At 64.5% G+C, this 24,591-nt stretch carries 24 protein-coding genes and 1 pseudogene; 14 read left to right on the top strand and 11 right to left on the bottom strand.

Features of this window, described 5'->3' with window-relative positions; translation table 11 throughout:
• The first annotated feature begins 18 nt into the window (after positions 1–18).
• The 10 genes from KBA48_RS11965 (at position 19) to KBA48_RS11920 (ending at position 9,926) form a co-directional block, all read left to right on the top strand.
• Entirely contained in the window at positions 19–2,862 is a 2,844-nt protein-coding gene (locus tag KBA48_RS11965; protein WP_292906524.1) for a TonB-dependent receptor, read from the top strand.
• Between the two features lie 148 nt (positions 2,863–3,010).
• Positions 3,011–3,703: a CoA transferase subunit A gene (locus KBA48_RS11960; RefSeq protein WP_292906604.1), complete on the top strand. Its 693-nt coding sequence runs from the start codon at positions 3,011–3,013 to the stop codon at positions 3,701–3,703.
• 1 nt (position 3,704) lies between these two features.
• The gene (locus KBA48_RS11955; RefSeq protein WP_292906522.1) at positions 3,705–4,364 is read left to right on the top strand and encodes a 3-oxoacid CoA-transferase subunit B; all 660 of its coding nucleotides are present in this window, start codon (positions 3,705–3,707) and stop codon (positions 4,362–4,364) included.
• On the top strand, positions 4,361–5,518 hold the full coding sequence (locus KBA48_RS11950) for a thiolase domain-containing protein (protein ID WP_292906520.1): 1,158 nt from the start codon (positions 4,361–4,363) through the stop codon (positions 5,516–5,518). The genes KBA48_RS11955 and KBA48_RS11950 overlap by 4 nt, the downstream gene beginning before the upstream one ends.
• A gap of 1 nt (position 5,519) precedes the next feature.
• On the top strand, positions 5,520–5,906 hold the full coding sequence (locus KBA48_RS11945; RefSeq protein ID WP_292906518.1) for a Zn-ribbon domain-containing OB-fold protein: 387 nt from the start codon (positions 5,520–5,522) through the stop codon (positions 5,904–5,906).
• A 51-nt stretch (positions 5,907–5,957) separates the two neighbouring features.
• Positions 5,958–7,301 carry an aminotransferase class III-fold pyridoxal phosphate-dependent enzyme gene (locus KBA48_RS11940; protein WP_292906516.1) on the top strand — a complete coding sequence of 448 codons (1,344 nt, stop codon included), beginning with the start codon at positions 5,958–5,960 and terminating at the stop codon, positions 7,299–7,301.
• A gap of 10 nt (positions 7,302–7,311) precedes the next feature.
• Entirely contained in the window at positions 7,312–8,175 is an 864-nt protein-coding gene (locus KBA48_RS11935) for an SDR family NAD(P)-dependent oxidoreductase (RefSeq protein WP_292906514.1), read from the top strand.
• On the top strand, positions 8,172–8,648 hold the full coding sequence (locus KBA48_RS11930; protein ID WP_292906512.1) for a RidA family protein: 477 nt from the start codon (positions 8,172–8,174) through the stop codon (positions 8,646–8,648). Before KBA48_RS11935 ends, KBA48_RS11930 begins: the two co-directional genes overlap by 4 nt.
• Before the next feature lie 10 nt (positions 8,649–8,658).
• Complete coding sequence (locus KBA48_RS11925) at positions 8,659–9,429, top strand: SDR family oxidoreductase (protein WP_292906510.1); 771 nt, start codon at positions 8,659–8,661, stop codon at positions 9,427–9,429.
• A 293-nt stretch (positions 9,430–9,722) separates the two neighbouring features.
• Entirely contained in the window at positions 9,723–9,926 is a 204-nt protein-coding gene (locus KBA48_RS11920; RefSeq protein WP_292906508.1) for a hypothetical protein, read from the top strand.
• Positions 9,927–9,998: 72 nt separating this feature from the next.
• Here the strand turns inward: KBA48_RS11920 and KBA48_RS11915 are convergent.
• From KBA48_RS11915 to KBA48_RS11890, 6 genes and pseudogenes are all read right to left on the bottom strand, one after another.
• Positions 9,999–10,154, bottom strand: a pseudogene (locus tag KBA48_RS11915) (transposase); the annotation flags it as partial.
• Positions 10,155–10,403: 249 nt separating this feature from the next.
• Positions 10,404–11,876 (bottom strand): aldehyde dehydrogenase, encoded by a 1,473-nt coding sequence (locus tag KBA48_RS11910; protein WP_292906506.1) that lies wholly within the window; start codon positions 11,874–11,876, stop codon positions 10,404–10,406.
• 63 nt (positions 11,877–11,939) lie between these two features.
• Complete coding sequence (locus tag KBA48_RS11905; protein WP_292906504.1) at positions 11,940–13,352, bottom strand: FAD-binding oxidoreductase; 1,413 nt, start codon at positions 13,350–13,352, stop codon at positions 11,940–11,942.
• Positions 13,353–13,428: 76 nt separating this feature from the next.
• A complete protein-coding gene (locus KBA48_RS11900; RefSeq protein ID WP_292906502.1) occupies positions 13,429–14,244 on the bottom strand; it encodes an alpha/beta hydrolase in 816 nt (271 codons plus the stop codon).
• A gap of 32 nt (positions 14,245–14,276) precedes the next feature.
• Positions 14,277–15,374 (bottom strand): aromatic ring-hydroxylating dioxygenase subunit alpha, encoded by a 1,098-nt coding sequence (locus tag KBA48_RS11895; protein WP_292906500.1) that lies wholly within the window; start codon positions 15,372–15,374, stop codon positions 14,277–14,279.
• A 56-nt stretch (positions 15,375–15,430) separates the two neighbouring features.
• Positions 15,431–16,273, bottom strand: a complete 843-nt coding sequence (locus KBA48_RS11890) for a fumarylacetoacetate hydrolase family protein (RefSeq protein WP_292906498.1) — start codon at positions 16,271–16,273, stop codon at positions 15,431–15,433.
• A 169-nt stretch (positions 16,274–16,442) separates the two neighbouring features.
• Between KBA48_RS11890 and KBA48_RS11885 the strand changes: the two genes are divergently transcribed.
• From KBA48_RS11885 to KBA48_RS11875, 3 genes are read left to right on the top strand one after another with little or no spacing between them, the layout of a single operon-like run.
• Positions 16,443–17,321: a VOC family protein gene (locus KBA48_RS11885; RefSeq protein ID WP_292906496.1), complete on the top strand. Its 879-nt coding sequence runs from the start codon at positions 16,443–16,445 to the stop codon at positions 17,319–17,321.
• A gap of 8 nt (positions 17,322–17,329) precedes the next feature.
• Positions 17,330–18,571 carry an NAD(P)/FAD-dependent oxidoreductase gene (locus KBA48_RS11880; RefSeq protein WP_292906494.1) on the top strand — a complete coding sequence of 414 codons (1,242 nt, stop codon included), beginning with the start codon at positions 17,330–17,332 and terminating at the stop codon, positions 18,569–18,571.
• A 33-nt stretch (positions 18,572–18,604) separates the two neighbouring features.
• Positions 18,605–18,922, top strand: a complete 318-nt coding sequence (locus tag KBA48_RS11875; RefSeq protein WP_292906492.1) for a 2Fe-2S iron-sulfur cluster-binding protein — start codon at positions 18,605–18,607, stop codon at positions 18,920–18,922.
• A gap of 70 nt (positions 18,923–18,992) precedes the next feature.
• Here KBA48_RS11875 and KBA48_RS11870 read toward each other — a convergent pair whose 3' ends face one another.
• The 5 genes from KBA48_RS11870 to KBA48_RS11850 all read right to left on the bottom strand — a co-directional run bounded on the left by KBA48_RS11870 (position 18,993) and on the right by KBA48_RS11850 (position 23,380).
• A complete protein-coding gene (locus KBA48_RS11870; protein ID WP_292906490.1) occupies positions 18,993–19,514 on the bottom strand; it encodes a MarR family winged helix-turn-helix transcriptional regulator in 522 nt (173 codons plus the stop codon).
• A gap of 186 nt (positions 19,515–19,700) precedes the next feature.
• The gene (locus KBA48_RS11865) at positions 19,701–20,627 is read right to left on the bottom strand and encodes a hypothetical protein (protein ID WP_292906488.1); all 927 of its coding nucleotides are present in this window, start codon (positions 20,625–20,627) and stop codon (positions 19,701–19,703) included.
• Entirely contained in the window at positions 20,624–21,409 is a 786-nt protein-coding gene (locus tag KBA48_RS11860; protein WP_292906486.1) for an aldolase/citrate lyase family protein, read from the bottom strand. Before KBA48_RS11860 ends, KBA48_RS11865 begins: the two co-directional genes overlap by 4 nt.
• 79 nt (positions 21,410–21,488) lie before the next feature.
• Positions 21,489–22,031: a 3-phenylpropionate/cinnamic acid dioxygenase subunit beta gene (locus KBA48_RS11855; protein ID WP_292906484.1), complete on the bottom strand. Its 543-nt coding sequence runs from the start codon at positions 22,029–22,031 to the stop codon at positions 21,489–21,491.
• Entirely contained in the window at positions 22,028–23,380 is a 1,353-nt protein-coding gene (locus tag KBA48_RS11850) for an aromatic ring-hydroxylating dioxygenase subunit alpha (RefSeq protein ID WP_292906482.1), read from the bottom strand. Before KBA48_RS11850 ends, KBA48_RS11855 begins: the two co-directional genes overlap by 4 nt.
• 188 nt (positions 23,381–23,568) lie before the next feature.
• Between KBA48_RS11850 and KBA48_RS11845 the strand changes: the two genes are divergently transcribed.
• Positions 23,569–24,489: a hypothetical protein gene (locus KBA48_RS11845; protein ID WP_292906480.1), complete on the top strand. Its 921-nt coding sequence runs from the start codon at positions 23,569–23,571 to the stop codon at positions 24,487–24,489.
• Positions 24,490–24,591: the final 102 nt, after the last annotated feature.

The raw sequence follows: 24,591 nt of genomic DNA, 5'->3' as shown, positions 1-24,591 counted from the left end.
GTTTCAAGGGAGGAAACAATGACCAGATGCAGCCGGATAATGTTGATGGGCTGTTCGGCGGTAGCGCTTGCACTGGCAGGTCTGCTTCCAACGGCCCAAGCCGTCGCACAGGATGCCGCGCCGGCCACCACGCCGCCCACAAACCAGGGCGAGGTGCTGGAGGAGATCATCGTCACCGGCTCGCGCCTGGCCCGCAGTGGCTACAACGCGCCGACCCCGGTGACCGCGGTGGGCAGCGAGCGCATGTCCGATCTGGGCATTGCCAATGTCGGTGACGCGTTGAACCAGCTTCCGTCCTTCCGGGCGGCAACGACGCCTGCCGCCAACCTGTTCCGGGTCCAGGCCAGTATCGGCGCGCGAACGGCCGATCTGCGCGGTCTGGGACCGACCCGCACGCTGACCCTGGTCGACGGGCGCCGCTTCGTACCCAGCAGCGACCTGGGTACGGTCGATCTGAACGCTATCCCGTCGCTGCTGGTGGCGCGCAGCGAGGTGGTGACGGGCGGTGCCTCGGCGGCCTATGGCGCTGATGCCGTGGCCGGCGTGGTCAATGTCATTCTTGACAGCAAATTCACCGGGGCCAAGGCCGAACTCAGTGGTGGGATCAGCGAGCAGGGTGACGCCAAGTCCACCTATGCCGCCGCCGCCTGGGGCGGCGATATCGCCGAGGGGCGCGGTCATACCGTGTTCGGCGTTGAACATGCCTGGGAAGGCGGTATCGGCGATATCAACAGCCGCGACTGGGGGCGCCGGTACGAGAATTACGTCAGCAATCCCAATTTCGGTACTGGCCCCGGCAAGAACGGGCAGCCGGCCACCATCGTCACGCCCAACGCCAAGTTCGTCATCACGCCGGCGGGCATGATTGCGTCGGGCCCGCTGGCCGGAACGCAGTTCGATGCCGCCGGCAATCCACGGCCGTTCCAGTTCGGCGCCATCGTCGGCGGCACGCTGATGACCGGTGGTGACGCGGCGGTGGAACGGGCCTATTTCGTCGACAATGTGCCGCTGATGACGCCGAACAAGCATCTCTCGGCCTTCAGCCATACCGACTATCAGGTCAGCGACACCGTCAATGCCAAGCTGGAGCTCTCCTATTCTGAGGTCTGGGGCGGTCCGGCCCAAGGGGCGGCCCCGGCGGAATTCGGCAAGACCATCAGCATCGACAATGCCTATCTGCCGACCGCCACCCGCGACGCGATGATCCGGGCGGGCGTCACCAGTATCCCCGTCAACCGCTATGTCGAGGAATATGGCCCGCAGAACATCGCGGAGAGCGACAACAAGACCTATCGTTTCCTCTTCGGCCTGGATGGCGATCTGTTCGATGACTGGACCTGGGACGCCGACTATCAGTATGGCCTGACCACGAGCGATCTGGAGATCAAGAACAATCGTGTCGTCACCCGCTGGAACCAGTCGGTGGATGCCGTGGTCGCGCCGAACGGGCAGATCGTCTGCCGTTCCACCTTGACCAATCCCGGCAATGGCTGTGTGCCCGTCAGTTATTTCGGCATCAACCCCACCGATCCGGCCGTATCGGCCTGGGCCTATCCCGATGCCTGGCAGACGCGGCGCTACTGGCAGCACGAAGTGGCTGCCAATGCCCGTGGCACGGTGTTTGAATTGCCCGCCGGGCCGGTGTCGGTGGCGCTGGGTGGCGACTTCCGGGTCAACCGGTACAAGGGCAATGCCGACGCGCTGTCACAGGCCGGCGCCTTTTTCCAGAACTACGCCACTCTGTTGCCCAAGGGCGGGCAGAATGTGGTCGAAGGCTATCTGGAAACCAACGTGCCCCTGCTCAGTGACAGCCCCTTGGGCAAGTCGCTGGAAGTGGATGGCGCTGTCCGCCAGACGCATTACAGCAAGACAGGGTCAGCCACGACCTGGAAGGTGGGGGCGGTCTACCGGCCCGACGACCAGTTCATGTTCCGTGTCACCAAGTCGCGCGACATCCGTGCCCCTACCCCGGCCGAACTCAGCCCGGTCTCCGTGGCCACGTCCTCGCCCCTGACCGATCCGGATCTGCGCTCCACCTACCCGATGACTCTGGTGCAGAGCGGCAATCCAAGCCTGGAACTGGAAAAGGCATCGACGTTCACAGCGGGCGGGGTCATCCAGCCGGCTTTTCTGGACGGTTTCTCCCTCTCGGTCGACTATTACAAGATCAGGGTGCGCGATGCGATTGATGTACTCAGTGCGCAGAGCACCATCAATCTCTGTTCTTCGGGCACAACCTCGCTCTGCGGCTTCGTGGCGCGCGACCCGGTCACGGGCCGCATCACGACGGTAAATTCGGCCTATCAGAACCTCTCCGTGCTGAGCGCCGCCGGTTGGGAGGCGAGTGCGGATTATGTCTGGCGCCTGGATGGCGGCGACCGCGTCAATTTCAGCGTGAACGCCAACTATGTTGATCACCTTACAACGATCAGCGCCACCGGCACGCGTCAGGAATATGCCAACTGGACCGGCAATCCCGGCGCCGTTTCCAACCTGCTGGGTGTACCGCGCTGGCGGGCCAACGCGGTGGTCACCTACGAGAACGACGGGTATGGCATCACCGCCCAGGGGCGCTATATCCCGCGCGGCATTCTGGACTTGACCAAGATCGGGCCGAAGCAGGACGGGTATGACGTCAACCTGCCCAACAGTGCCAACATCAACCATGTCGCCGGGCGCTTCTATCTGGACCTTTCGGGCCGGGTTCGCTTCAACGCGGGGGAGACACAACTGGAACTGTTCGGCGTGGTCAACAATGTCTTCGACAAGGACCCGCCTTCGACCCTGCGCCTGTTCGGCAACCCGCTGCTGTTTGATCCAATCGGGCGGAATTTCAAGGCGGGGGTACGCGCGCGGTTCTGAGGCCATCGGCATGAGTTTTCAACTCGTGCCGATGGAGGCCGGCGACCGCCAGCCCGGCGCCTGAGGGAGCGTGAAGCGGTGATTGCAAACGGATGGCCCCGGCGCCGATAGTGCCGGGGCCGTGAACGATGGACGGGAATGCGAGACCTTGACCAACAAGATCGTCAACAGCGTCGCGGAAGCCCTTTCGGGCATTGATGACGGCGCCAGTGTCATGATCGCGGGTTTCGGGCTGGTCGGCCAACCCGACGCGCTGATCAACGGCCTGATCGAAAGGGGTGTGGGCGACCTTACCCTGATCATGAACAATGCCGGCATGGTCGCCGGGGTCGGCGCCTCCCTGCTGCTGGAACTGGGCCGGGTGCGCAAGATCATCTGCTCCTTCCCGCGTGCGGAAGGGAACAAGGTGTTCGGGGAACTGTACAGCCGGGGCCGTATCGAGCTGGAACTGGTGCCACAGGGCACGTTGGCAGAGCGCATCCGTGCGGCGGGTGCGGGTATCGGCGGCTTCTACACCCCCACGGCTGCCGGCACCATGCTGGCGGAAGGCAAGGAGGTGCGGGTGCTGAACGGTGTGCCGCAGGTCCTGGAATTGCCGCTCCATGCCGATGTGGCGCTGTTGCAGGCCTGGCGGGCCGATCCGCTGGGCAACCTCACCTACCGGGGCACGGGGCGCAATTTCAACCCGATCATGGCGACGGCGGCCCGCCTGTCGATCGTGGAGACCTGCCATCTGGCCGGGATCGGGGAGCTTGACCCGGAAATGATCGTGACGCCCGGCATCTATATCGATCGTATCGTGCATGTGGCCGAACCACGCCTCAGCGCCGGGGGGAACTGACATGGCCGAGCTTCTACCATTCAGCCGCACCGATCTGGCCCGCCGCGTGGCCCACGATATCGGGGACGGCTGGTACGTCAATCTGGGTATCGGCATCCCGCTGCTGGTATCGGATTTCATTCCCGAAGGTCGGCAGGTCATGTTCCATTCGGAGAACGGCCTGATCGGCATGGGGCCACGGCCGGAGCCGGACAAGGTCGATCCCTGGCTGGTCAATGCCGGCAAGCAGAATGTCACCATCCGGCCGGGCGGGTCGCTGATTCACCATGCCGACAGTTTTGCCCTGATCCGGGGTGGCCATCTGGACCTGTGCGTGCTGGGTGCCTATCAGGTCTCAGGCACGGGTGACCTCGCCAACTGGGCAACCAACGACCTGTCCGTGCCGCCCGGCGTGGGCGGCGCCATGGATCTGGCGGCGGGCGCCAAGCGGGTGTGGGTCATCACCGACCACACCACGAAGAGCGGCGAGCCAAAACTGGTGGAGAAATGCACCTATCCGCTGACGGCCGTGGGGGCGGTGACGCGGGTCTATTCCAGCCTGGCCATCATTGACGTGGATCGGACGGGCATGACCGTGCGTGAAATGGCGCCGGGGGTCACTTTTGACGAATTGCAGGCGCAGACGGGCGTGCCCTTGCGCCGGGGACCGGTGGCATCATGAGCCTGAGGGGTGCCGCCCACATCGTGGGCATCCACGAATATCCTGATCGCAAGATCGAAGGCAAAACGCTGGCACAGCTTCATGCGGAGGTGGCGCGGGCGGCGCTGGATGATGCCGGCCTGACCAAGGCCGATGTGGACGCCTATTTCACCGACAGCGTGGCGCCGGGCCTGGGGCCGATGTCGATGATCGACTATCTGGGCCTGGATGTCCGCCATGCGGAGTCCACCGATACCGGTGGTGCATCCTACCTGATGCATGTCTCCCACGCCGCGCAGGCCATCAGGGCCGGCAAGTGCGATGTGGCCCTGATCACCTTTGCCGGCATGCCCCGGTCGGGTCAGGGTACGCCGTTGCCGACCATGAGTTCGACGCCGGAAAGCTCGTTCGAACTGCCCTACCGGGTCACGGTGCCGGCGCAATATGCGCTGGCCGCGCGCCGGCACATGCATGAATTCGGCACGACGCCGGAGCAACTGGCCTGGATCAAGGTCGCCGCCAGCCATCATGCGCAGCACAACCCCCATGCCATGCTGCGCGAGGTGGTGACGGTGGCGGATGTGGTGAATTCCCGCATGGTGGCCGACCCGCTGCATTTGCTGGATTGCTGCGTAGTCAGCGACGGGGCGGGGGCCATCATCGTGGCCAGGCCAGAGATCGCCCGTTCCCTGAAGCGGCCCGGCGTAAGGCTGCGTGGCGCGGGGGAGGCGGTGAAGACACTGAAGGGCGGGCGCGTGGACCTGACGACCACGGCTGCGGCCCGGTCCGGACCCATCGCCTTCGCGGAAGCCGGGGTGACGCCGGCGGACATCAAATACGCCTCCATCTATGACAGCTTCACCATCACGGTGCTGTTGCAACTTGAAGATCTGGGCTTTTGCGCCAAGGGCCGGGGTGGGGCCTTCGTGGCGGACGGCAACCTGATCTCCGGCATCGGCAAGCTGCCCTTCAACACCGACGGCGGTGGGCTCTGCAACAACCACCCCAACAATCGCGGCGGCGCCACGAAGATATTCGAAGCGGTGCGCCAGCTTCGCGGAGAAGCGCATCCGGCCGTGCAGGTGGCGAACTGCGACCTGGCGCTGGTCCAGGCGACGGGGGCTATGCTGACCACAAGGCACAGCTCCGCCACGCTGGTTCTGGAGGCGGTCTGACATGGATGTCGATTTCAAGCCGGCGGCCCCGGCCCGCAATCCCGAGACGGCTCCCTTCTGGGACGCGGCACGCGACGGCAGGCTGCTGATCAAACGCTGCAACGCGTGCGGGGAGGCGTTCTTCTATCCCCGCGCGCTGTGCCCCTTCTGCCTGTCCGCCACCTCCTGGCTAGAGGCATCGGGGGAGGGGACCATCTATTCCTACACGGCGGTGCCGACACGCGACGGCGCCTATATCGTGGCGCTGGTCACCCTGGCGGAAGGGCCGACCATGATGACCAACATCCTGGCCCCTGATCCCCAGGCTGTCGCCATCGGCCAGGCGGTGCGCGTGCGTTTCATCCCGACAACCGGTGACGACGCGCTGCCCGTTTTCGTGCCGGCCTGAAAGATTGCGGCTCGCCGCGCCATCAATAATGCGTTCTTGGAGGAAAGCCTCATGGCAAATTCGGTTTCGTTCCAGAGGGCCATCGCCGATGCGGAAGCCACCTTCAACCGGCTGCATCCGAAAAGCCGGGAGATCTGGCAGCGCTCCTGTGAGGTGCTGCCCGGCGGCAATACGCGCACGGTGCTCTACTACGACCCGTTCCCGCTGACCTTCCTGTCGGGGCAGGGGGCGCGGCTGACGGATGCCGACGGCATCACCTATCACGACCTGCTGAATGAGTTCTCGGCCGGCATCTACGGCCATTCCGATCCGGTGATCGCCAAGGCCATGCATGACGCCATTGATAGCGGCATCGCGCTCGGCGGCCTCAATGTGCATGAAAGCCACCTGGCCCGCCTGATCGCCGACCGGTTCCCCTCTTGCGAGATGGTGCGCTTCTGCAATTCCGCAACGGAAGCCAACATCTTCGCCCTGGCCATGGCCCGCCTCTATACGGACCGGTCGGACATCATGGTGTTCGAAGGCGGTTACCATGGTGGTGTCCTGGCCTTCCCGACCGATGGCAGCCCCCTGACGCTGCCCTTCCCGTTCCGCATGGGCCGCTACAACGACATCGAGGCCACCCTGGCCGCCATGCGCAAGGACAGCGACAAGCTGGCCGCCGTGATCGTAGAGCCGATGATGGGCGGCGGCGGCGCCCTGCCGGCCACGCGGGAATTCCTGCAGGCGCTCCGCGATGCGGCCACCGAACTTGGCGTGCTGCTGATCTTTGATGAGGCCATGACGTCGCGCATGGCCGGCGGCGGGCTTCAGGGCTTCCACGGCATCCGCCCCGACATGACCACGATGGGCAAGTATCTGGGCGGCGGTCTGGCCAGCGGCGTGTTCGGCGGACGGCGGGAGATCATGGAGCGGCTGGACCCGCGCCACCCCGCCTTCATCAAGCATGCTGGCACTTTCAACAACAGCATCGTGGCCATGGCCGCCGGTGCCGCCGGCATGGAAAAGGTGTTCACGCCGGCGGCGGCGCAGGACCTGCATGATCGTGGCGACCGGCTGCGGGACAAGCTGAACACCCTGTCCGCCGGCAGCCCCGTGCCGTTCCAGGCCACGGGCATCGGCTCCCTGGTCAACATGCATTTCCAGTATGGCGAGATCCTGCATCCCGATCAGGTGCAGTTCCGGGGTGCCTTGCGTAAGTTGATGCATCTGGAACTGCTGAACCGCGGCTTCAACACGGCCCGGCGCAGCTATCTCACCCTGTCCCTGCCGGTGACCGATGCCGATATCGACGCCTTTGTGGCGGCAGTGGGTGAGGTGCTGGACGGGTTCGGCGCTCTTGACCTGTCGACCGAGCCGCAGGACAAGGCGCGGACCCTGGCGGCACTAGTATAGGGGGCTCGCCATGGCACAGGATATCGCGGGCAAGGTCGCGGTCGTGACGGGTGGCGCCTCCGGCATCGGACGCGCCACCGTGGAGACCTTCGTCCGCAACGGGGCCAGGGTCGTGTTTGGCGACGTGCAGACCAAGGCTGGGTCGGAACTGGCGGCTTCCCTGGGGCCGGACTGCCTCTTCGTGCCCACCGATGTAGCGCGGGAGGAGGATATGCGTGCCCTGGCGCATACCGCGCTGGACAGGTTCGGCCGCATCGACACGCTGGTCAACGTGGCGGGCTTCCTGGGCGTCAAGGGTCCCATCGGTGAACTGGACATGGCAGCGTTCGACCGGACGGTGGCTGTGCTGTTCCGGGGCGTGGTGCTGGGCTACAAATACTGCGCGCCGCCCATGATGGACCAGCGTTCCGGCAGCATCATCTCCATCGCGTCGACGGCGGGGTTGCAGGCGGGGTTCGGTCCCTGGACCTACAGTGCGCTCAAGGCCGCAATCATCCATTTCGCCCGTGCCGCCGCCCCGGAGCTGGGCAAGCATTTCGTGCGCTCCAACACCATCAATCCCGGCGGCACGGCCACCCCCATGCAGGGTGCGCGCTTCGGGTTGAAGCCGGAGGAGGCGCACGACCTGCCCCCCTTCATGGAACCGGAATGGGCGAAGTATCAGCCCATTCCTCGCGCGGGCATCCCGCAGGACATCGCCGACGCGGCCTTGTTCCTGGCGAGCGACCGGTCCAGTTTCATCACCGGTCATGCGCTGGTCGTGGATGGCGGGCTGACGGCAGGCCCCATGGGTGATCCGGTGGCGGAACGCATGGATTTCGACGGGGCGTTCGAGCGCTACAAGGCGTGGAAGGCCGGGAGAGTCGGCGGATGAGTGCGGAACGTAGATTGGCGGAACTGGGGCTGGTGCTGCCGCCGTTGCCGGAACCCAGCGGCACCTATCTGCCGGGCCGCATTCATGGCGGGCTGCTGTGGCTGGCGGGCCAGGGGCCGCGCGATCAGCAGGGCCACCTGGCCAAGGGCAAGGTGGGCGCCGATCTGAGCGTCACCGAGGCCAACGCCCATGCGCGGCTGGCGGGCCTCACGGTGCTGGCGGCGGCCCGCAAGCTGCTGGGCAGCCTTGACGCGGTGGAGGCCGTGGTCAACCTTCAGGGCATCGTCAATGCCACGCCCGACTTCACCGACCATACCAAGGTGATGAATGGCTGCTCGGACCTGCTGGTCGAGGTGTTGGGCCATGCCGGCCATCATCCCCGCGCCTCTATCGGGGTAGGGTCGCTGGCGCAGGGGATATCCGTAGAAGTCGTGGCCGTGTTTGCGCTGCGCCAAACCCGCCATTCCCCGTGAGGATGTAAGCATGCAGGACTTGAAAATCGCGGTGGTGATCGGCGGAGGCAACGGTATCGGCGCTGCCTGCTGCACGGTGATGCATGCCCATGGCTGGAGCGTCGTGGTCGCCGACAAGGATGAGGCGGCGGCGGCGGCGGTGGCGGACAGGGCCGGCGGCCGGGCCTTTGGCGTGGATGTCACCGATGGGGACGCCGTGGCGCGGCTGGCGATGGAGGTTGAGCGGCAGGTCGGCGCCCCCACGGCGCTTGTCGTCTCCTCCGGCATCTTCCAGGCCAATATGCCGGTGGAGCAGACACCACCCGACCTGTTCGATCGGATCATGGCGGTGAATGTCCGCGGCACCTACCTCGCCAACCGCGCCTTCGGGGAACGGATGGCGGCACTTGGCCGTGGTGCCATCGTCAACCTGTCATCGGTCACCGCCCATGGCTCCACGCCGTTGAACATCTATGGTCCCGGCAAGTCGGCCATCATTACCATGTCCAAGAGCTTTGCGGGCGAATGGGGCGGTCGGGGAGTCCGGGTCAATACCGTGTCGCCCGGCATCACGCTGGTGCCGCGCGTGGTGGAGCGCAAGCGCAGCGGTGACCGGTACCCTGCCGACCTGGACGCGCAGATGGCGCTCGGCCGTTGCGTGGAGCCGGCGGAGGTGGCGGAGGCGGTGGAGTTCCTCTGTTCCCCCCGTGCCTCTGCCATCACCGGCACCGATCTGGTTGTGGATTGTGGTTGGATGACCGGGGCGTTATGGGCGGCATATGGAGGGCTTCGCCAACGGTAAACCCCGCAGGGCCATTTCAAAACGCCGCTACTGTGCCAGAACACAATGCGGCCATCGACAAAGAAATCGAAGAAAGGAGGATGATGCCTATAATAATATTCGCAATCATCAGGGTAAGATAAATGTGTCCGACAGCTATGTCGATGACAATATGCCCGTAGCGAAGAGCTGTTAGTTTTCGGCATGATAATGGGATTTTCGTATTATTTCAGTGGGAAATCAAGCTGCCATTGTCCGTGCTGCCGTGATTCCGCGCGGCCGACAGGTTCAGCTCGAAGACAGGAGCGAATAGAATGCTTGACCGCTTCGACACGCCGCGCGCCATGTTGCCCTTCGCCTTGGCCGCAGTGGCAAGCCTGATCCCCCTCCAGCTTGTGCATGGAGAACTGCTTACCCTTGCGATTTTTCTCCTGTTCGGCATCGGATGCGGCGGTTTGACCAGTCACACCTCATATTTCACGACACGCTATTTCGGCGTTAGAGCGGTTTTACCCTAACTGGAAACGGTATCCGGCATTTTGTATGAAAGCTTTGGTCTCGGCAACGGCGACGTGTTTCAAGGCGTCACCGATGGATCGCCAGAGGGCTGGTAGCGTTCTGGCGCCGACGCGTCGAAGGATTGCCTTCAGTTTTGAGAAGAACTGTTCGATCGGGTTGAGATCTGGACTGTAGGGCGGCAGATATCGCAGCTCGGCCCCCTTGGCGCTGATGGCTTCGGCCACGCCCATCAAGGTCGGGCTGACCACCACCTCGTGATGCAACGCCAACCAGCCGCAGATTTGCGCCAGCGTCAGGTCATTCTCGAACCCAGCAGCGCCGCCAGCGCTTCCCGGTGCGGGGCAAGCACCGATGCCAGATGGCTCCGCTGGGCGCGGGCACAGCACCCGCCCGTCTCACGCTCCCGCGAAGCAACCTTCGATAGGTAAGACGGACTCACGCCTCAACCACTCGATTCAAGTCAAAAAATCTCCGCTCTAATAGAGACGCGCGACGACGGATTTCGTTTCCATGAAGGCATCCAGTCCCATGGCGCCGCGTTCCCGGCCCCAGCCAGATTCCTTGTAGCCGCCGAAGGGCAGCCAAAAATCCTGCACGCTGTGGCAGTTGATCCAGAAGTTGCCTGACCGCACAGATCGGGCAATCGTGTGGGCCGCCTCCAGGGAGCGCGTATAGACCGCACCGGCCAGCCCATAGCGTGTCGCATTGGCCTGTTTGATCACCCAGTCCAGGTCATCGAAAGGCATGGCGGAAAGGACCGGGCCGAAAATCTCCTCCCGCATCACGTTGGCGTCCGCCGGGGCATGGGAAAGGATTGTCGGTTCGACAAAAAAGCCATCGCCGTCCCGGCGCCTGCCGCCCGTGGTGAGTTCCGCACCCTGAGCAATTCCGCTCTCGATATAGCCCAGGATCCGGTCGAGTTGCTTGCGGGAGATCACCGGCCCCATCTGTGTGCCATCGTCCAGCCCGTTGCCGACCACCATCTTTGATGCGGCATCCGAGACGGCGTGAATGAGCCGGTCATAGATCCGCCGGTGGGCGTAAAGCCGGGAGCCCGCGACGCAGGCCTGGCCGGAATTGGTCATGATTCCGGCCAGCACGGCGGGAACCGCCTTGTCCAGGTCTGCATCCTCCAGCACGATGACCGGCGACTTGCCGCCCAATTCCAGGGACAGTCGCTTGAAGTTGCCGGCCGCCGCCTGCACGATCTGGCGGCCGACGGCGGTCGATCCGGTGAAGCTGACCTTGTCGACATCATCATGAGCGGCCAGCGCCGCGCCGACCACACTGCCCAGGCCCGTCACGACATTCAGCACGCCCGGCGGAACCCCCACTTCCAGCGCGATGGCCGCCAGACGCAGACTGTTCAGGGACGTATCCTCCGCCGGCTTCAGGATGGCGGTGCAACCGGCGGCCAGAGCGGGAGCCACCTTGTGGCAGGCCATCATGAAGGGGCCGTTCCAGGGAACGATCAGCGCCGCCACGCCCATGGGCTCCTTCAGCGTGTAGCCGAAGAATGGGTCGCCTTGGGCCATCTCGCCCGTCTGGCCATGGATCTTGCCGACCCAGCCCGCGAAATAGCGGAACGCCTGCGCGCCATTGCCGATGGTGGCGCGGGCGACGGGCAGCGGCATGCCATTTTCCAACACCTCGTTGCGTGCCAGTTGTTCCAGTTCCGCTTCGATCCGGTCCGCGATGGCATGCAGGATACGGGCGCGCTGCGGGGCGGGCATTTTCAGCCAGCGCCTGTCCTCGAAGGCTTGGCGCGCGGCGCGCACGGCATCATCCACATCATCGGCATCCCCGGCGCTGACATCGCCGATGGTTGCCGCTGTCGCGGGGTTGATGCTGGGGAATGTCGCCTGGGATCGCGACGGTTTGAATTCACCATTGATCAGGATTGTCCGTGCGGGGCCGCTCTCGGGTGTCGGTGTTTCCAGGACCTTCATCGGGTCTCTCCTTGCGTCATCATCATCGTCATCGTGCGGGGGGGCAGGGGGCCGCGCCGTCGGTCAGACCCGGATGTTCCGGTTGTTGTGAAAGATGTTGCGGGGGTCGTAGCGCCGCTTCACGGCCTGCAACCGTTCGAAATGCGGGCCGAACGCATCGCGCACAGGCTGATCGCCTTCGTAACTGAGATAGTTGATATAGGTTTTTCGGCTGTTTACTGTCTTCAGCGCCTGCGATGTCGCCACGGCCCAGTCGATCCTGTCCTGCTGAGGATCGGCGCCCTGCCATGGAGCGACGATGTTGTAAAGGATGTGCCCAGGTTCCCGGATGAACGGGGTGCTGTCAGCGGGGACGCGGCACAGGGCCCCATGCAGATAGTGCAGAAGGCCGATCAGGCAGCCTTTCGGCCCGCCTTTGGCGATGATCGCCGCGAAGGCATCGATGACCGGATCGGTAATCCCGTCGAATTCGCCGCCGCGCAGGAACATGTTGTCGAAGTGCGTCGCACTGCCGGCGAAGGCCGCAAAGGCTTGCGGCCTGATCGTGTCCAGGATTGCGGGGCCAAATGCCCGTAACGTCCGCAGGACCAGTTCCCCTTCGGCGGGTTCCCCAGACCAGCAGAGCCGCACGATGGTGGTCGGGTCCGGCCCCAGGGTGAACAGGGTCCCCACCTCCAGCGCGTCTGGGCTTTGCGCCAGGAAATCGCGCAGGAAGCGGAGAAACCGGACGGGATCGGCCTTGAACCCGATATCGCCGGCCAGGACCTGCGGAAGGGCGTGCAGATTGTAGGTGAAGGCCGTGGCGACGCCGAAATTGCCGCCTCCGCCCCGCAACGCCCAGAAAAGATCGGCGTTGCGGCTGGCATCAGCCTGAAGCACCTGTCCATCGGCCGTCACCAGATCGACGGACAGAAGATTATCCACGGTGGCGCCGTAGACGCCGCTGACCCATCCCATGCCCCCACCCAGCGTCAGGCCGCCGACACCGACATTGGGATTCATGCCCAGCGAGGGGACAAGGCCATGCGGTGCGCCGGCATTCGTTAACGCCCCGGCCCGCGTGCCGGCGCCGACACGGGCGATCCGGCTGGCCGGGTCCAGATCGATGCCGGTCAGGCGCGACAGATCGATCAGCAGGCCCGTGCGGGTGGTCGAAGCGCCCAACAGATCGTGGCCGCCCGACCGTATCGAGATGTCCATGTCCTGCCGCTGCGCGAATTCGAGGGCATGGGCAATGTCGGCTGCATCATCGGGCTGCACGACAAGGGCGGGGAAGCGGTCTTCCACGGGGGTGGTGCCCTGGCCGCGCCGTGCGGCCGGGTATCCTGCATCCGACCGCGTGAACACGGGGCCCTTCACCAGACTGCGCAGCTTTTCCACCGGCGGGGTGGGCGCGGCCCCGGCCGTCGGTCCGGTCAGGACGGCGGCGGCCAGGGAACCGGCTCCGGCCATCAGGTTGCGCCTGTTGATCGGCAAAATTTCCTCCCGTTTTGTGTCATCGACCCCTCTCGGGCCGTTAATGTGATTATAGCATAAATTATGCTGGAACCGTTCATCCGGTCAGGCAGGCATCGACAATATCGGCCAGCAGCGCCGGTGCGGCGGAATAGGCGAAGTGCCCCTGACCGGGAATGGCGCGTGCCCGTATCGCGGGCAGCAGCGTGCGGAGTGCGATATCCGGCGATGAGGCATCGGGCAACACGAGGCTGTTCCCGCCGGTCAGCAGGGTGCAGGGGCCGGCGATGGCGTTCAGGTCACCGGGCTGCCAGGCAAGATCATCAAGCAGGCGCAATTCGTTGGGAAAGGCGCCGATGGTCTGACGGAAGCGTGCCCATAGCGGCCCGCCGAGCAGTCCGGCGACGGCCGCTGCCGACAGGCCCACGACATGGGCCAGGGCGTACTCCGTTGCACCATCCACGTCCCCGACGGACAGCAGGCGGCGGATATCAGGAATATGCCCGCGGCTGACCGGTCCGCGCGTGGAATGGCGTGGTTCATAGACGATCAGGGGGCCGGAAAAGCCGATGCGGGCCGCCAGCGCCAATGCGCAGCCGCCGCCGAAGCTGTGCCCCAGCAATGCCGTTCCCGGCCCCGCCAGACCAATCATGGCGGCCAGATCGGCCAGTTCCGCGTCGACGGCGAAATCGGGTGCGGCGGGGCTGCCGCCCCGTCCCCGCCGGTCATAGAGGAAGACGGTCCGCGTTTGCGCCATTCGTTCGGCAAATGGCAGCCAGTCCCGCGCCGTCGCGAAGGAACCATGGCAGACGACCAGCGGCGCGCCATCGCCCAGGCGCTGATAGGAAAGCACGGTCCCGTCGGTGGATGTGACGGTTCCACGATCGATGGGCGGTTTCTTTGGCAAATGCATAAGCGACCTCGAAACTCAAGGGGCGGACCCGATCAAAACGCCATGGGCGTCAGCGCCTCGGGATCGGGGATCAGGTGCTGTCCCCTGGCCAGCGTGGATGCGGCGCTGCCAGCTTCGCCTTCCTGACGGATCAGGGTGGCCAGAAGCCGGCGTGCGCGCAAGGGAGCGTCATCGACGCGCAGGGCGAATTTCGGCACCGACAGGCCGCTATCGTCCAGTTCCTTCTGCTGGCGTTCCACGATATCCTTGTCCTCATCGAAGGTCCGCTGATGGGCGGCGATGATCCTGTCCGTCAGTTCCGCGTCGTCCAGCCGGAAGTTCCGGTTGTGGGCCCAGAAATAATGGGTCGAGCGCTCCGTCTCCGGCGTCAGAAGATGCAGGACACGCGACACCAGCGTCTTGTCCAGGCCGGCGCCGACGGGCCGCACGCCGACATCGGTCATGTTGACCGCCGGCGCCGTCCAGATGGCAGTCTGCCATCGGTCGATCCGGTCGTCGCCGCCGCCGGCAAGAAGCTTGAAGAAGGGTGGGGGGGTGATGTCCGGCATCTCCCGGTGCGCCCGGATCACCTTGCCGTCCACGGTCACGCGCACGGGATAGTCGGCGATGCTTTCCTCCTCGCCATTGCCGATCGTCGCCTGGTGGATATAGGTCTCGTGGCTGAGGTCGAGAAGATTGTCGGACAGGAGCCGGTAATCACCCATTACATGCGTATAGCCGGTCGAACTTGTCCAGTGCGGCAGGGTTAGCCAGGGCAGGTCGGGCACCAGATCGGCATCGGCCAGAGCCTTGTCACCCATCCAGATCCAGACCAGACCGAACCGTTCCACCAATGGAAAGGCGGTGGCATTCGCATTGGGCGGGATACTGTCCTGGCCGGGAATGTGGACGCAGGTTCCGTCCGGCTTGAAGGCCATGCCGTGATAGCCGCAGCGGATGATATCCCCTGTGCGACGCCCGGCCGACAGCGGCACCAGCCGGTGCGGGCAGCGATCCAGCAGGGCCGCGGGATCGCCCGTGCCGGTGCGGTAGAGCAGCACTGGTTGGTCAAGGATACGGCGCGCCAGGAAATGACCGATTGGCAACTCATGCGGCCAGGCCGCGACGTACCAGCAATTCTTGAGGAACATGCTTCTTCCCTTTTCATTTCTTGATGCCTTCAGGCGCCGGGCCGGCAGTCACCGGCTTATTCCGCGCCTTCCTGGGCGATGTTGTTGGTCAGGATGCCGATGCCGTCGATCTCCACCTCGACCCGGTCGCCGGGCTGCATGAAGACCTGCGGGTTGCGCTTGACGCCCACGCCGCCCGGCGTGCCGGTCACGATGACGTCGCCGGGAGCCAGCAGGGTGAAGGTCGAGCAATATTCGATCAGCCTTCCGATGGGGAAGATCATGTCGGCCAGGGTGGCGCGCTGCATGACGGTGCCGTTGAGCCGCGTCTGGATCGTCTGTTCCCCTGGCGGGCCGAACATGTCAGGCGTCACCAGCCAGGGACCAAAGGCGCCGGTGCCCGGAAAATTCTTGCCCGGCGTGAACTGGATGGTGTGGGCCTGCCAGTCGCGGACCGATCCGTCATTGTAGCAGCTATACCCGGCGACATGGTCAAGGGCGGTGGCCCCCGGAATGCGGCGGCCGCCCTTGCCGATCACGATGGCCAGTTCCCCCTCGTAATCCAGCATCGCGGATTCGCGTGGGCGTAATATCGCGGAAAGATGGCCGGTCTGACTGTCGGCGAAGCGGGTGAAGATCGTGGGGTTCCCGACCACGGCGCGCCCCGTTTCGCGGCGGTGATCTTCATAATTGAGGCCGATGCACAAGATCTTTCCCGGATTCGGGATCAGCGGCAGGAAGGTGATGTCGGCCAGCGCGAACGCCGCGCCGTCCGTGGTGCGCAGCCCGTCCGCCGTCAGCGCCCCCGCTTCGATCGCGGCCTTCAGCGTGGGGTGGAGATGGTCCAGCGCCCGGACCCGGTCGCCATCGACCCATCCCCAGCGAGCTTTCCCGCCGGCGGAGAATGTAACGTAACGCACATGAACCTCCCGGATTTCTGCGGTGCGCGGTGCCGATATCGCGCCCTATTGCAATGATCTAATAAGTTATGCTAGCAAAGCATTATCGTGTCAAGCATACCTGGTGCCGAAGGCGCCATGAAGGAAAACGCGCCGCCCGATGGAAGGGTGGCCGCCACGGGAGAGCGATATGCAAATCGATGATCGAGAGATGGTTACGGTCGCATTGCCGGGGGCGGCCGCGCCGCTGCTGCGGGCTCACTTGGCCGCGGTCGCCCTGACATCCCCCGACCCGCAGGCACTGGCCGGCTTCTATCAGGATGCGCTGGGCTATGAGGGGCAATGGCTGGATGGGCACTGGACGGGGCGGCTGGGTGCGCGCCGGCTGATGATCGGTCCCGGTGCGGCCAATAACGTCGACCATACGATCTTTGCCGTGCCGTATGCGCAAGCCCTTTCGGATCTGCGTGGGCGGTTGGCATCAGCCGGTATCAGTGTTGTGGAGGCGCGGTCACAGGCATTGTCTGGTGCGGCCATCCGGTTCAGCGATCCGGACGGCAATGTGCTGCTGTTCGGTGTGGCCGATCCCGCTGAGGAAATCGACATGGCCGGGGCTGCTCGGTTGCAGCATATCGTCTTCGCCAGTGACGAAGCGCCGGCGATGGTCCGCTTCTATTGCGACATTGTCGGTTTCACCCCCTCCGACTATGTCAGGGATGAGGGGCAGGATCTGACGTCCGCCTTCCTGCGCTGCGGAGAGGAACATCACAGTCTGGCGGTGTTCCGGGCGCCCCGCAAGCGTCTGGACCATCTTTGCTATGACGTCACGACCTGGACAGATATCCGGGACTGGGCCGACCGTTTCGCCGCGCGCCATATCAAGCTGCGCTGGGGGCCGGGCCGGCATGGCCCCGGCAACAACCTGTTCCTGTTCATCAACGATCCCGACGGCAACTGGCTGGAATTCTCCACGGAACTGGAACAGGTGGTAGGGTCGCGCCCCGTCAAGACCTGGGTGCATGAGGAACGGACCCTCAACAGTTGGGGCTCCGCCTTCCTGCGGAGCTAGGTGATACCATGGACCAGCATTACGACGTGGTAATCGTCGGTGGCGGGCATGGCGGGGCGCAGGCGGCCGCATCCCTTCGCCAGAATAATTTCACCGGCACCGTGGCGGTGATATCGGAAGAGCCTGACCCGCCCTATGAACGGCCGCCGCTTTCCAAGGAATATCTGGCGCGGGAAAAGCCGTTCGAGCGCATCCTGATCAAGCCCGTGACCTATTGGGCGGACAGGGGGATCGAGATGATCCTGGGCGCCCGCGTGACGACCGTTGATCCCACGGCGCATCGCGTGACCACTGCCGCCGGGGCGGCAATCGGCTATGGCACCCTGATTTGGGCCACGGGTGGACGGCCCAGACGGCTGAGCTGTCCTGGGTACGATCTGGCGGGCATCCATACGGTGCGTAACCGGGCCGATGCCGACGGGCTGATGGCGGAACTGGACGGCGTGACGTGCGCCGTGGTGATCGGCGGCGGTTATATCGGGCTGGAGGCGGCCGCGGCGCTGGTCAAGGCGGGCAAGCAGGTCACGGTGCTGGAAGCCCTGCCACGGGTGCTGGCCAGGGTCGCGGGAGAACCGCTTTCGCGCTTCTATGAGGCGGAGCATCGCGCCCATGGCGTCGATATGCGGCTGGGTGCCGTGGTCGCCGGCATCAAGGGGCGTGACGGCAGGGTGTGCGGCGTGGAACTGGCCGATGGCCAGGTGATCGATTGCGGCATGGTGATCGTCGGCATCGGCATCATTCCCGCCGTCGAACCGCTGCTGGCGGCGGGTGCCGTGGGCAGCAACGGCGTCGATGTCGATGAATATAGCCGGACCAGCCTGCCCGACATCTATGCCGTGGGTGACTGCGCCGCGCATGGCAACCCGTTCGCGGACGGTGCGCCCATCCGGCTTGAATCCGTGCAGAACGCCAATGACCAGGCCCTGGTGGCGGTCAGGTCGATCATCGGTGCGCCCGCCCCCTATCACGCCGTGCCCTGGTTCTGGTCGAACCAGTATGATCTGAAGCTGCAGACCGTCGGGCTTTCGGCCGGCCATGACACGGCCCTGCTGCGCGGTGATCCCGCGAAGCGCGCCTTCAGCATCGTCTATCTGAAGCGTGGGCGTGTCGTGGCTATCGATTGCGTGAACAAGGTCGCCGATTATGTCCAGGGCCGCGCCCTGGTGGCCGCCGGCATGGCCATACCGGAGGAATTGCTGGTGGACGACACCCGGCCGCTCAAGCTGCTGGTGGCGGAGTTTGCCGATTGAGCACCTGTATCCAAGACCAAATCCAGAGGAGGAATGATGACCCTGACTGTGATCGACCGGAATGGAACCGAACGGACCGTCACCGCCGAGCCCGGCATGAGTGTGATGGAAATCCTGCGGGAGCAGGGGTTCGATGACCTGCAGGCCCTGTGCGGCGGCTGCTGTTCCTGCGCCACCTGCCATGTCTATGTTGACGGTAGTGCCGCCGTTGGCCTGCCGCCGGTCGGGCCGGACGAGAACGACCTGCTGGACAGCAGTGCGTACCGCACCGATGCCTCACGCCTTTCCTGCCAGTTGCGCTATACGCCGGCGCTGGAAGGGCTGACCATCACCATTGCGCCGGAGGATTGATCCGGCGAAACGGCGGTGACCGGCCCGTTTCTCAGGCCGGTTTCACCGCTGCCGGTTCAGCTCCGCCGGTTCAGCTCTGCGATGCGATGAGCTTGCCGATATTTTCATAGGACCGTTCCAGCAGATCCCGGAACAGGTTCTTTTCCTGTTCGGAGAAGCCGTCGATGACAGCCGACTGGAATTTCTTGCGCATCTTTTCCACCGACCGGGCGATCTTCTTGCCCTCGTCAGTCAGGCAGACAAGCGCCTTGCGCCGGTCGTCGGGGTCCTTCTCCCGGATCACCAGGCCCGCCCGCTCCAGGGCGTCGATGGCCTTGCCGATGGCGGCATCCTTGAGGTTCAGGCGGGTGCCCAGTTCGCGCTGCGACATGCCATCCTCCACCCGCAGGACGGTCAGCGGATACCAGGCGCTCAAGGTGAGGCCCACCGGCTCCAGCATCAGTTCGATGGCATAAATCTCCCGCATCCGGATCATGCGGATAAGGTAGTCGATCTCGCCCTTGAACAAAGGGTCGAGTATCGTTTCCAGTTCCTTGTAATCATGAGGTTCGCGGAAATTTCCGCCCTTCTCGGCTTTCTTTTGAGCGGCCATGAATTTCCCCGAGTCCTTTGTCTGACGGATAACCTGTCGCGTCGGGGCCTGCCCCCGAACATCCTGTTCATTTCATTGGAGTTCAATACACTTCAAAGCCCCGGACCAGGCTATCCACCACCCTGTTGCAAGGGGCAAGGTAGCATATCGCCGCGCGCTTCCTCCAGCGGTTCCGGGGTGCGGACTTCACGCCATCCGCCCGTCCGGTGCCCCACCCGGCAGCAGGCGGGGTGGCAGCGGATAATCGTTGGCGTTGCGTACCCATCGCGCCTTCAGCGCGAAATCATCGCGGGGTGGTGCGAAGATATCGACCAGCCGGGCATCGGCGCCGTGCCAGCCTGTCGTGTGGATCATCCGGGGCGGGATGACGACCAGGGAGCAGCCCGCACAATCCAGATGTTCATCCGCACGCCACTGGCTCCGGTCTGCCCCCCAGGGCGTGCGCAGGTGATGAGTGAAATCGCCATCCAGGGTCAACGACCCCTGTTCGAAATCGGCGTGATCATGCGGGCTCAGCCGTGCCGGGTCCCGCGCGGCTGTCGATGGCTGGAAAATATTCACCATCAGGTTGGTAGACCGGAAGATGCGGCCGAACCCGACATCTTCCATGTGATCACGCAAGCGGTAGACGCGCAGGCCGAACCCGTCCGGCGGTGCGGGCCAGCTTTCCAGCGGGGCGACATCCGGAACATCCCCGGCATAGGCAGCGGCGTTTGCCGCACGGTCGCGCAGGAAGGTGGCGTTGCCGGAAAGGATGCGCACGATCAGGCCGGGGCCATGCGCCGTGATGCGGGTGGTACCGGGGGGAAGAATGGCCAGCGCCTCTTCCCCGATCCCCCGGGTCACGGCGCCCGTGTCGACCGTTACCGGGACCGCCGGTGACAGCAGCAGCATCGATTCATCGGGAATATCCGGCTGGACGACCTGTGCATCTTCCGCCACGCGGCTGACCGCGACGACAAAATTCGCGCCCCGCGCAATCCAGGTCGGAGTTCCGTCCGCCTCCAGGATTTGCGGGGGGCCGGCGCAGAACTGCACGAAGCTGGCGGGGCGGCAATGGGTGCCGAGTGTGAGCCGGCGGTTGTCGCCGAAGGTTCCGTCTGTGGAACTCATGGTGCCACCTCCTGTCGGGGCAGGGATTGAAAAGCGTGGAGCTGCTGGGTGGCGGCTTTGCGCAGGAACCCCTGATCGGAACCGATGACCAGGGCGCTGACACCAAGATCAAAAAGCCAGGCCCCCGCCTCGACATTTGGGGCCGTCGCCATCAGGGCCCGACCGTGGCGTTGCGCGGTCCGGCAAATCTCTGCCGCCGCGCGCCGCAGGGCAGGCGCTTCGGCAGAACTCTCTCCCATGGCGACGGCAAGGTCGCCCAGCCCCAGGAACAGCGCATCCACGCCCTGGACGGCGACGATGGCCTCCAGGTTCCGGAGTGCGTCGGGATGTTCGATCATGATGGTCACGGATGCGGTCGCGTCGGCCCGGGCGACATGGTCGGCCAGACCCAGCGCCCCGTACCGCCCGGCCCTTGGCGAGGGTGAGAACCCCCGGCTGCCGCCGGCGTAGCGCGCGGCGGCGACGGCAGCCTTGGCCTGTTCGCTCGAATTCACATGCGGCACGACCACGCCCGCCGCCCCCATGTCGAGGGCGGCGAGGATCGAAGCGGGACTGGAAACCCGCACCAGCCCGGCGATCCCGCCGGCCCGGGCTGCCAGCATCAGCAGGTCGATGGCGGCGCGGTCGAAGGGACCATGTTCCTCATCGATGAGGACGAAGTCAAAGCCGAGATCGCCCAGGATTTCAGTCGCGTGACCGCTTGGCGTCTTGATAAAGCTGCCTGCAAGACGCGCGCGATCCCGCAGGCGCCGCCGGAATCCGTCGGCACTGGTGGATGTCATGGGGGTTCCCCTGTCGAGACTTGAAAGAAATTGACCATAGGCCAGGGCTCGCCTGCGGCTCGACCTGACCTATGCTTCCTTAAAAGAACGTCGTCAGGTTCTTGAACAGCATCTTGCTCTGATCCAGGAAGATGGATCGTTTCAGGATGCGGAAACCGTCGCCAACCGGCCGCAGGATGTCGGTGCGCTTGCCGACGAACAGCCGCACCTCTTCCTCCCGCCGGTTCACATAGAGCAGGAAGCGGCACTTGACGGTGATTTGCGTTTCCGTCACGGCGGCGACGCGGATATTGGTGGTCATGTGGGTGGAGCGTGAGAGGGGCTCTTCCGCCCAATGGTCGCCGCCCTGAATCTGGCGGATGCGCTGCAACAAGGTCTGCTTGCCCTCATCGAACCAGGCCGCATCCAGATGCGCACGGCTATATTCGTCCTGCGGCCGGTTGAATTCGAAATTCCGCACCAGCGGCATCCAGTAGTGGATGTCGTCATCCAGCAGGTCCAGCCAGCGGTCGAACTGGCGCTCGTCCAGCAGTTCGGCTTCATAGGCCAGGAAATCCTCCACACGGACCTTCAGTTCGGGGTGGAAGGGCAGGGCGATGGCTTCTTGCGTCTCGGTCGTCATTCTGCGGCTGCCTCCCGGCGGAAAGGCCGGGGCTGGCCCGTCATCATCTCCGACCAGCGGTCATAAAAAATGCGCTGGGCATGTTCGGAAACACCCTCATCGACCAGGGCGCCGGCGCCGATCCAGGGTTCGGGCCAGGCCCATTTCGCCTCGCCGCCCAGGCGGAGCTGGTAATTCATGGGCAGGCGCCGGGCCAGGACGCTTTCGGCACCCACCTGGGCCGATCCCCAATTCTCGAAATCATCCTGTTCCACCATGCCGGCCGGGCCGGTATAGCGCAGCAGGTAGTTGCGCATTACATCCTTGACTACCTGCGGCGCGTTCTTCGGCACGAAAACCCATTTCCAGACCTCCGTCCGGCCCGGTGCGCGCGGGATCCAGGTGGTGACCGATGTCCGGTTGGCGGCGTTATAGACGAAGTTCGGGAAGACCACGCCGCCCCGGTTCAACAGCCGCTCCCGCTCCCCAACCCGCTTCTGGCGGGCGTAATGGGCGTCGCGGAAATATTCATCAACCTCCGGATTGGCGCCCCATTGCGAGAAATATTCGCGCATCGCGTGTTCATACAGGTTTCCACGCACGGCGTGGCCGCCGGCCGGGAAGGTGATGTTCAGCATGCGGAACTTGTTCTTGTCGGCGTCCCAGGTGTGGCGGCCGCGCAGGCCCGTCAGCGCCAGACCGACCCGCTGTACGGATTTATGGCTGACATCATGGTAGAGATCACCGGCCGCGTTTTCGGCGCCGAATTTCCAGTTGCTGGGTATCTCGCATTTCAGGATGCCGTCGATCACCTCCAACCCGTCATCCTCGCCATCCGGGCCCATCATGAATTCGCGCAGCCACCAACCCATATCGCCCAGGAAGGCCTCGAAAGAGGGGGCTGCCTCGTCGAACGTCGCCCAGATGGAGCCGTAGTAGCGCGCCACCCGTGCCCGGATCAGGCCCCAGCGCGAGCGTTCCAGCTTGCCACCATAGCCTTCCGTGTTCAGCGGGACGCCCGAAAGCTCACCATTATTGGAGAAGGTCCAACCATGATAGGGGCAGGTGAAGCGCTTGGCGTTGCCCTTGTCATACCGGCAGACCGGCATGCCGCGATGGGTGCAGAGGTTCAGAAGGACATTGACCTCGCCCGACTGGTCGCGTGTGACCACAACCGGTTCCCGCCCGGCCTGCGACAGGAAGTAATCGCCATTATTGGGGATCTGGCTTTCATGACCGACGAAAAGCCAGGACTTCCTGAAGACCGTTTCCATCTCCTTCTCGTAGATCTGCTGATCGGAGAAGATGGCGCGATCCACCAGCCCGGCCCTGGTATCGACCAGGCCGCTCCCTAAGGTGTCGTGATTCATTATTTGTCCTTTCCTGGGCAATCGGTGCCGCACGCGATGTCGGAATCCGTGTTGCACCGCTGACATAAGTTATGCTAGCAGAATATTTATTGTCAAGCCCGGTCGATCGAACCTTTGACCGGGTAGGGACCGCGGGTCCGCCAGCAGCCGGACCCCTTCAAAATCATGCAAGATGCAGGGGAGACGAGATGCCAATCATCATGGGGGCTGGCGTCGGCTATTCGCCGCTTCTTTACCGCCCGCGCGCGCAGTGGGAGGCGGTCTTCCGCTTTCTGCGGAAGGATGCAATCCAGCCCAAACGTTCCGGGACCGAGGATGCTTCGGTGCTCGACGGGTACGAGGCCCGGATTTCGCAAGGGTTCTCGGCTTTACGCCAGGCCATCGCCGGGGCCGGGCTGGACGCGTTGATCCTGATCACCGCCGATCGCGGCAGCCAGTTCGACAGTTCCCATGTTCCCCAGATCCATGTGCAGGTGGGGGGAGAGGTGTGGGGCGACCCGGCCATCGCAGCGCTGGGCGAGGCGCCGCAGCGGCACGTGTTCGCGTGCGAGGAGACGGTCGGCGATATCCTGGCGGAAGAACTGGTCCGGGACGGTTTCGACATCGCGGAGGCGCGCCGCGCCTTCAAACCCGTGGGCCATCCCGGCCAGGGGGCGACGCCGGCCCTGATCGAGGCGGCCACGCGGCTGGCGGGCGAGCTGCCCATCGTCCCGATCAGCATCAATTGCCATGTCGCCCCCGTCATGACCGGGGTCCGCATCCACCGGCTGGGCCAGGCGCTGGCGCGGGCAGCGACATTGACCGACAAGCGTCTGGGCCTACTGGTCAGCGGCGGGCTTTCCGGTGATCCGCAGGGCGACATGGCCGGCTGGGTTGATGATGTCTTTGACAAATGGGTGCTGGCGCGCCTGCAACGGGGCCGGTCGGCGGATCTTGTCCGGGTGTGGGATGTGCCGTCGCGCAATCTGCTGGCCGGCACGACCGAGGTCCGGCTGTGGACGGCCGCCGCTGCTGCCCTGGATCAGGCCGGCTGTCCTGCCCGTGTCCATGATTACATGCCCATCCACCATGCGGCGGCCGGCGTCGCCTTCGTCACCTGGGAGAATTGATCATGCCGCTTGTCACGGGGATGGCGTCGTCCCACTCCCCGATCATTTTCCAGGAGACCTATGAAGGCTGGATGCGCTGGTTCCGGCTGATCAGTGCCGAAA

Origin of the sequence: Niveispirillum sp., assembly GCF_017996735.1 — a bacterium.
Classification (GTDB): domain Bacteria; phylum Pseudomonadota; class Alphaproteobacteria; order Azospirillales; family Azospirillaceae; genus Niveispirillum.
This window is presented reverse-complemented; position numbering and strand designations above follow the sequence as displayed.

Bases quoted from the DNA above. Each gene is read 5' to 3' on its own strand.
- KBA48_RS11925 (WP_292906510.1), top strand. From the start codon at position 8,659: ATGCAGGACTTGAAAATCGCGGTGGTGATCGGCGGAGGCAACGGTATC.
- KBA48_RS11880 (WP_292906494.1), top strand. From the start codon at position 17,330: ATGGACCAGCATTACGACGTGGTAATCGTCGGTGGCGGGCATGGCGGG.
- KBA48_RS11900 (WP_292906502.1), bottom strand. From the start codon at position 14,244: ATGCATTTGCCAAAGAAACCGCCCATCGATCGTGGAACCGTCACATCC.
- KBA48_RS11945 (WP_292906518.1), top strand. From the start codon at position 5,520: ATGGATGTCGATTTCAAGCCGGCGGCCCCGGCCCGCAATCCCGAGACG.
- KBA48_RS11930 (WP_292906512.1), top strand. From the start codon at position 8,172: ATGAGTGCGGAACGTAGATTGGCGGAACTGGGGCTGGTGCTGCCGCCG.
- KBA48_RS11875 (WP_292906492.1), top strand. From the start codon at position 18,605: ATGATGACCCTGACTGTGATCGACCGGAATGGAACCGAACGGACCGTC.
- KBA48_RS11865 (WP_292906488.1), bottom strand. From the start codon at position 20,627: ATGAGTTCCACAGACGGAACCTTCGGCGACAACCGCCGGCTCACACTC.
- KBA48_RS11855 (WP_292906484.1), bottom strand. From the start codon at position 22,031: ATGACGACCGAGACGCAAGAAGCCATCGCCCTGCCCTTCCACCCCGAA.
- KBA48_RS11935 (WP_292906514.1), top strand. From the start codon at position 7,312: ATGGCACAGGATATCGCGGGCAAGGTCGCGGTCGTGACGGGTGGCGCC.
- KBA48_RS11885 (WP_292906496.1), top strand. From the start codon at position 16,443: ATGCAAATCGATGATCGAGAGATGGTTACGGTCGCATTGCCGGGGGCG.
- KBA48_RS11920 (WP_292906508.1), top strand. From the start codon at position 9,723: ATGCTTGACCGCTTCGACACGCCGCGCGCCATGTTGCCCTTCGCCTTG.
- KBA48_RS11965 (WP_292906524.1), top strand. From the start codon at position 19: ATGACCAGATGCAGCCGGATAATGTTGATGGGCTGTTCGGCGGTAGCG.
- KBA48_RS11910 (WP_292906506.1), bottom strand. From the start codon at position 11,876: ATGAAGGTCCTGGAAACACCGACACCCGAGAGCGGCCCCGCACGGACA.
- KBA48_RS11940 (WP_292906516.1), top strand. From the start codon at position 5,958: ATGGCAAATTCGGTTTCGTTCCAGAGGGCCATCGCCGATGCGGAAGCC.
- KBA48_RS11895 (WP_292906500.1), bottom strand. From the start codon at position 15,374: ATGTTCCTCAAGAATTGCTGGTACGTCGCGGCCTGGCCGCATGAGTTG.
- KBA48_RS11950 (WP_292906520.1), top strand. From the start codon at position 4,361: ATGAGCCTGAGGGGTGCCGCCCACATCGTGGGCATCCACGAATATCCT.
- KBA48_RS11870 (WP_292906490.1), bottom strand. From the start codon at position 19,514: ATGGCCGCTCAAAAGAAAGCCGAGAAGGGCGGAAATTTCCGCGAACCT.
- KBA48_RS11955 (WP_292906522.1), top strand. From the start codon at position 3,705: ATGGCCGAGCTTCTACCATTCAGCCGCACCGATCTGGCCCGCCGCGTG.
- KBA48_RS11850 (WP_292906482.1), bottom strand. From the start codon at position 23,380: ATGAATCACGACACCTTAGGGAGCGGCCTGGTCGATACCAGGGCCGGG.
- KBA48_RS11860 (WP_292906486.1), bottom strand. From the start codon at position 21,409: ATGACATCCACCAGTGCCGACGGATTCCGGCGGCGCCTGCGGGATCGC.
- KBA48_RS11845 (WP_292906480.1), top strand. From the start codon at position 23,569: ATGCCAATCATCATGGGGGCTGGCGTCGGCTATTCGCCGCTTCTTTAC.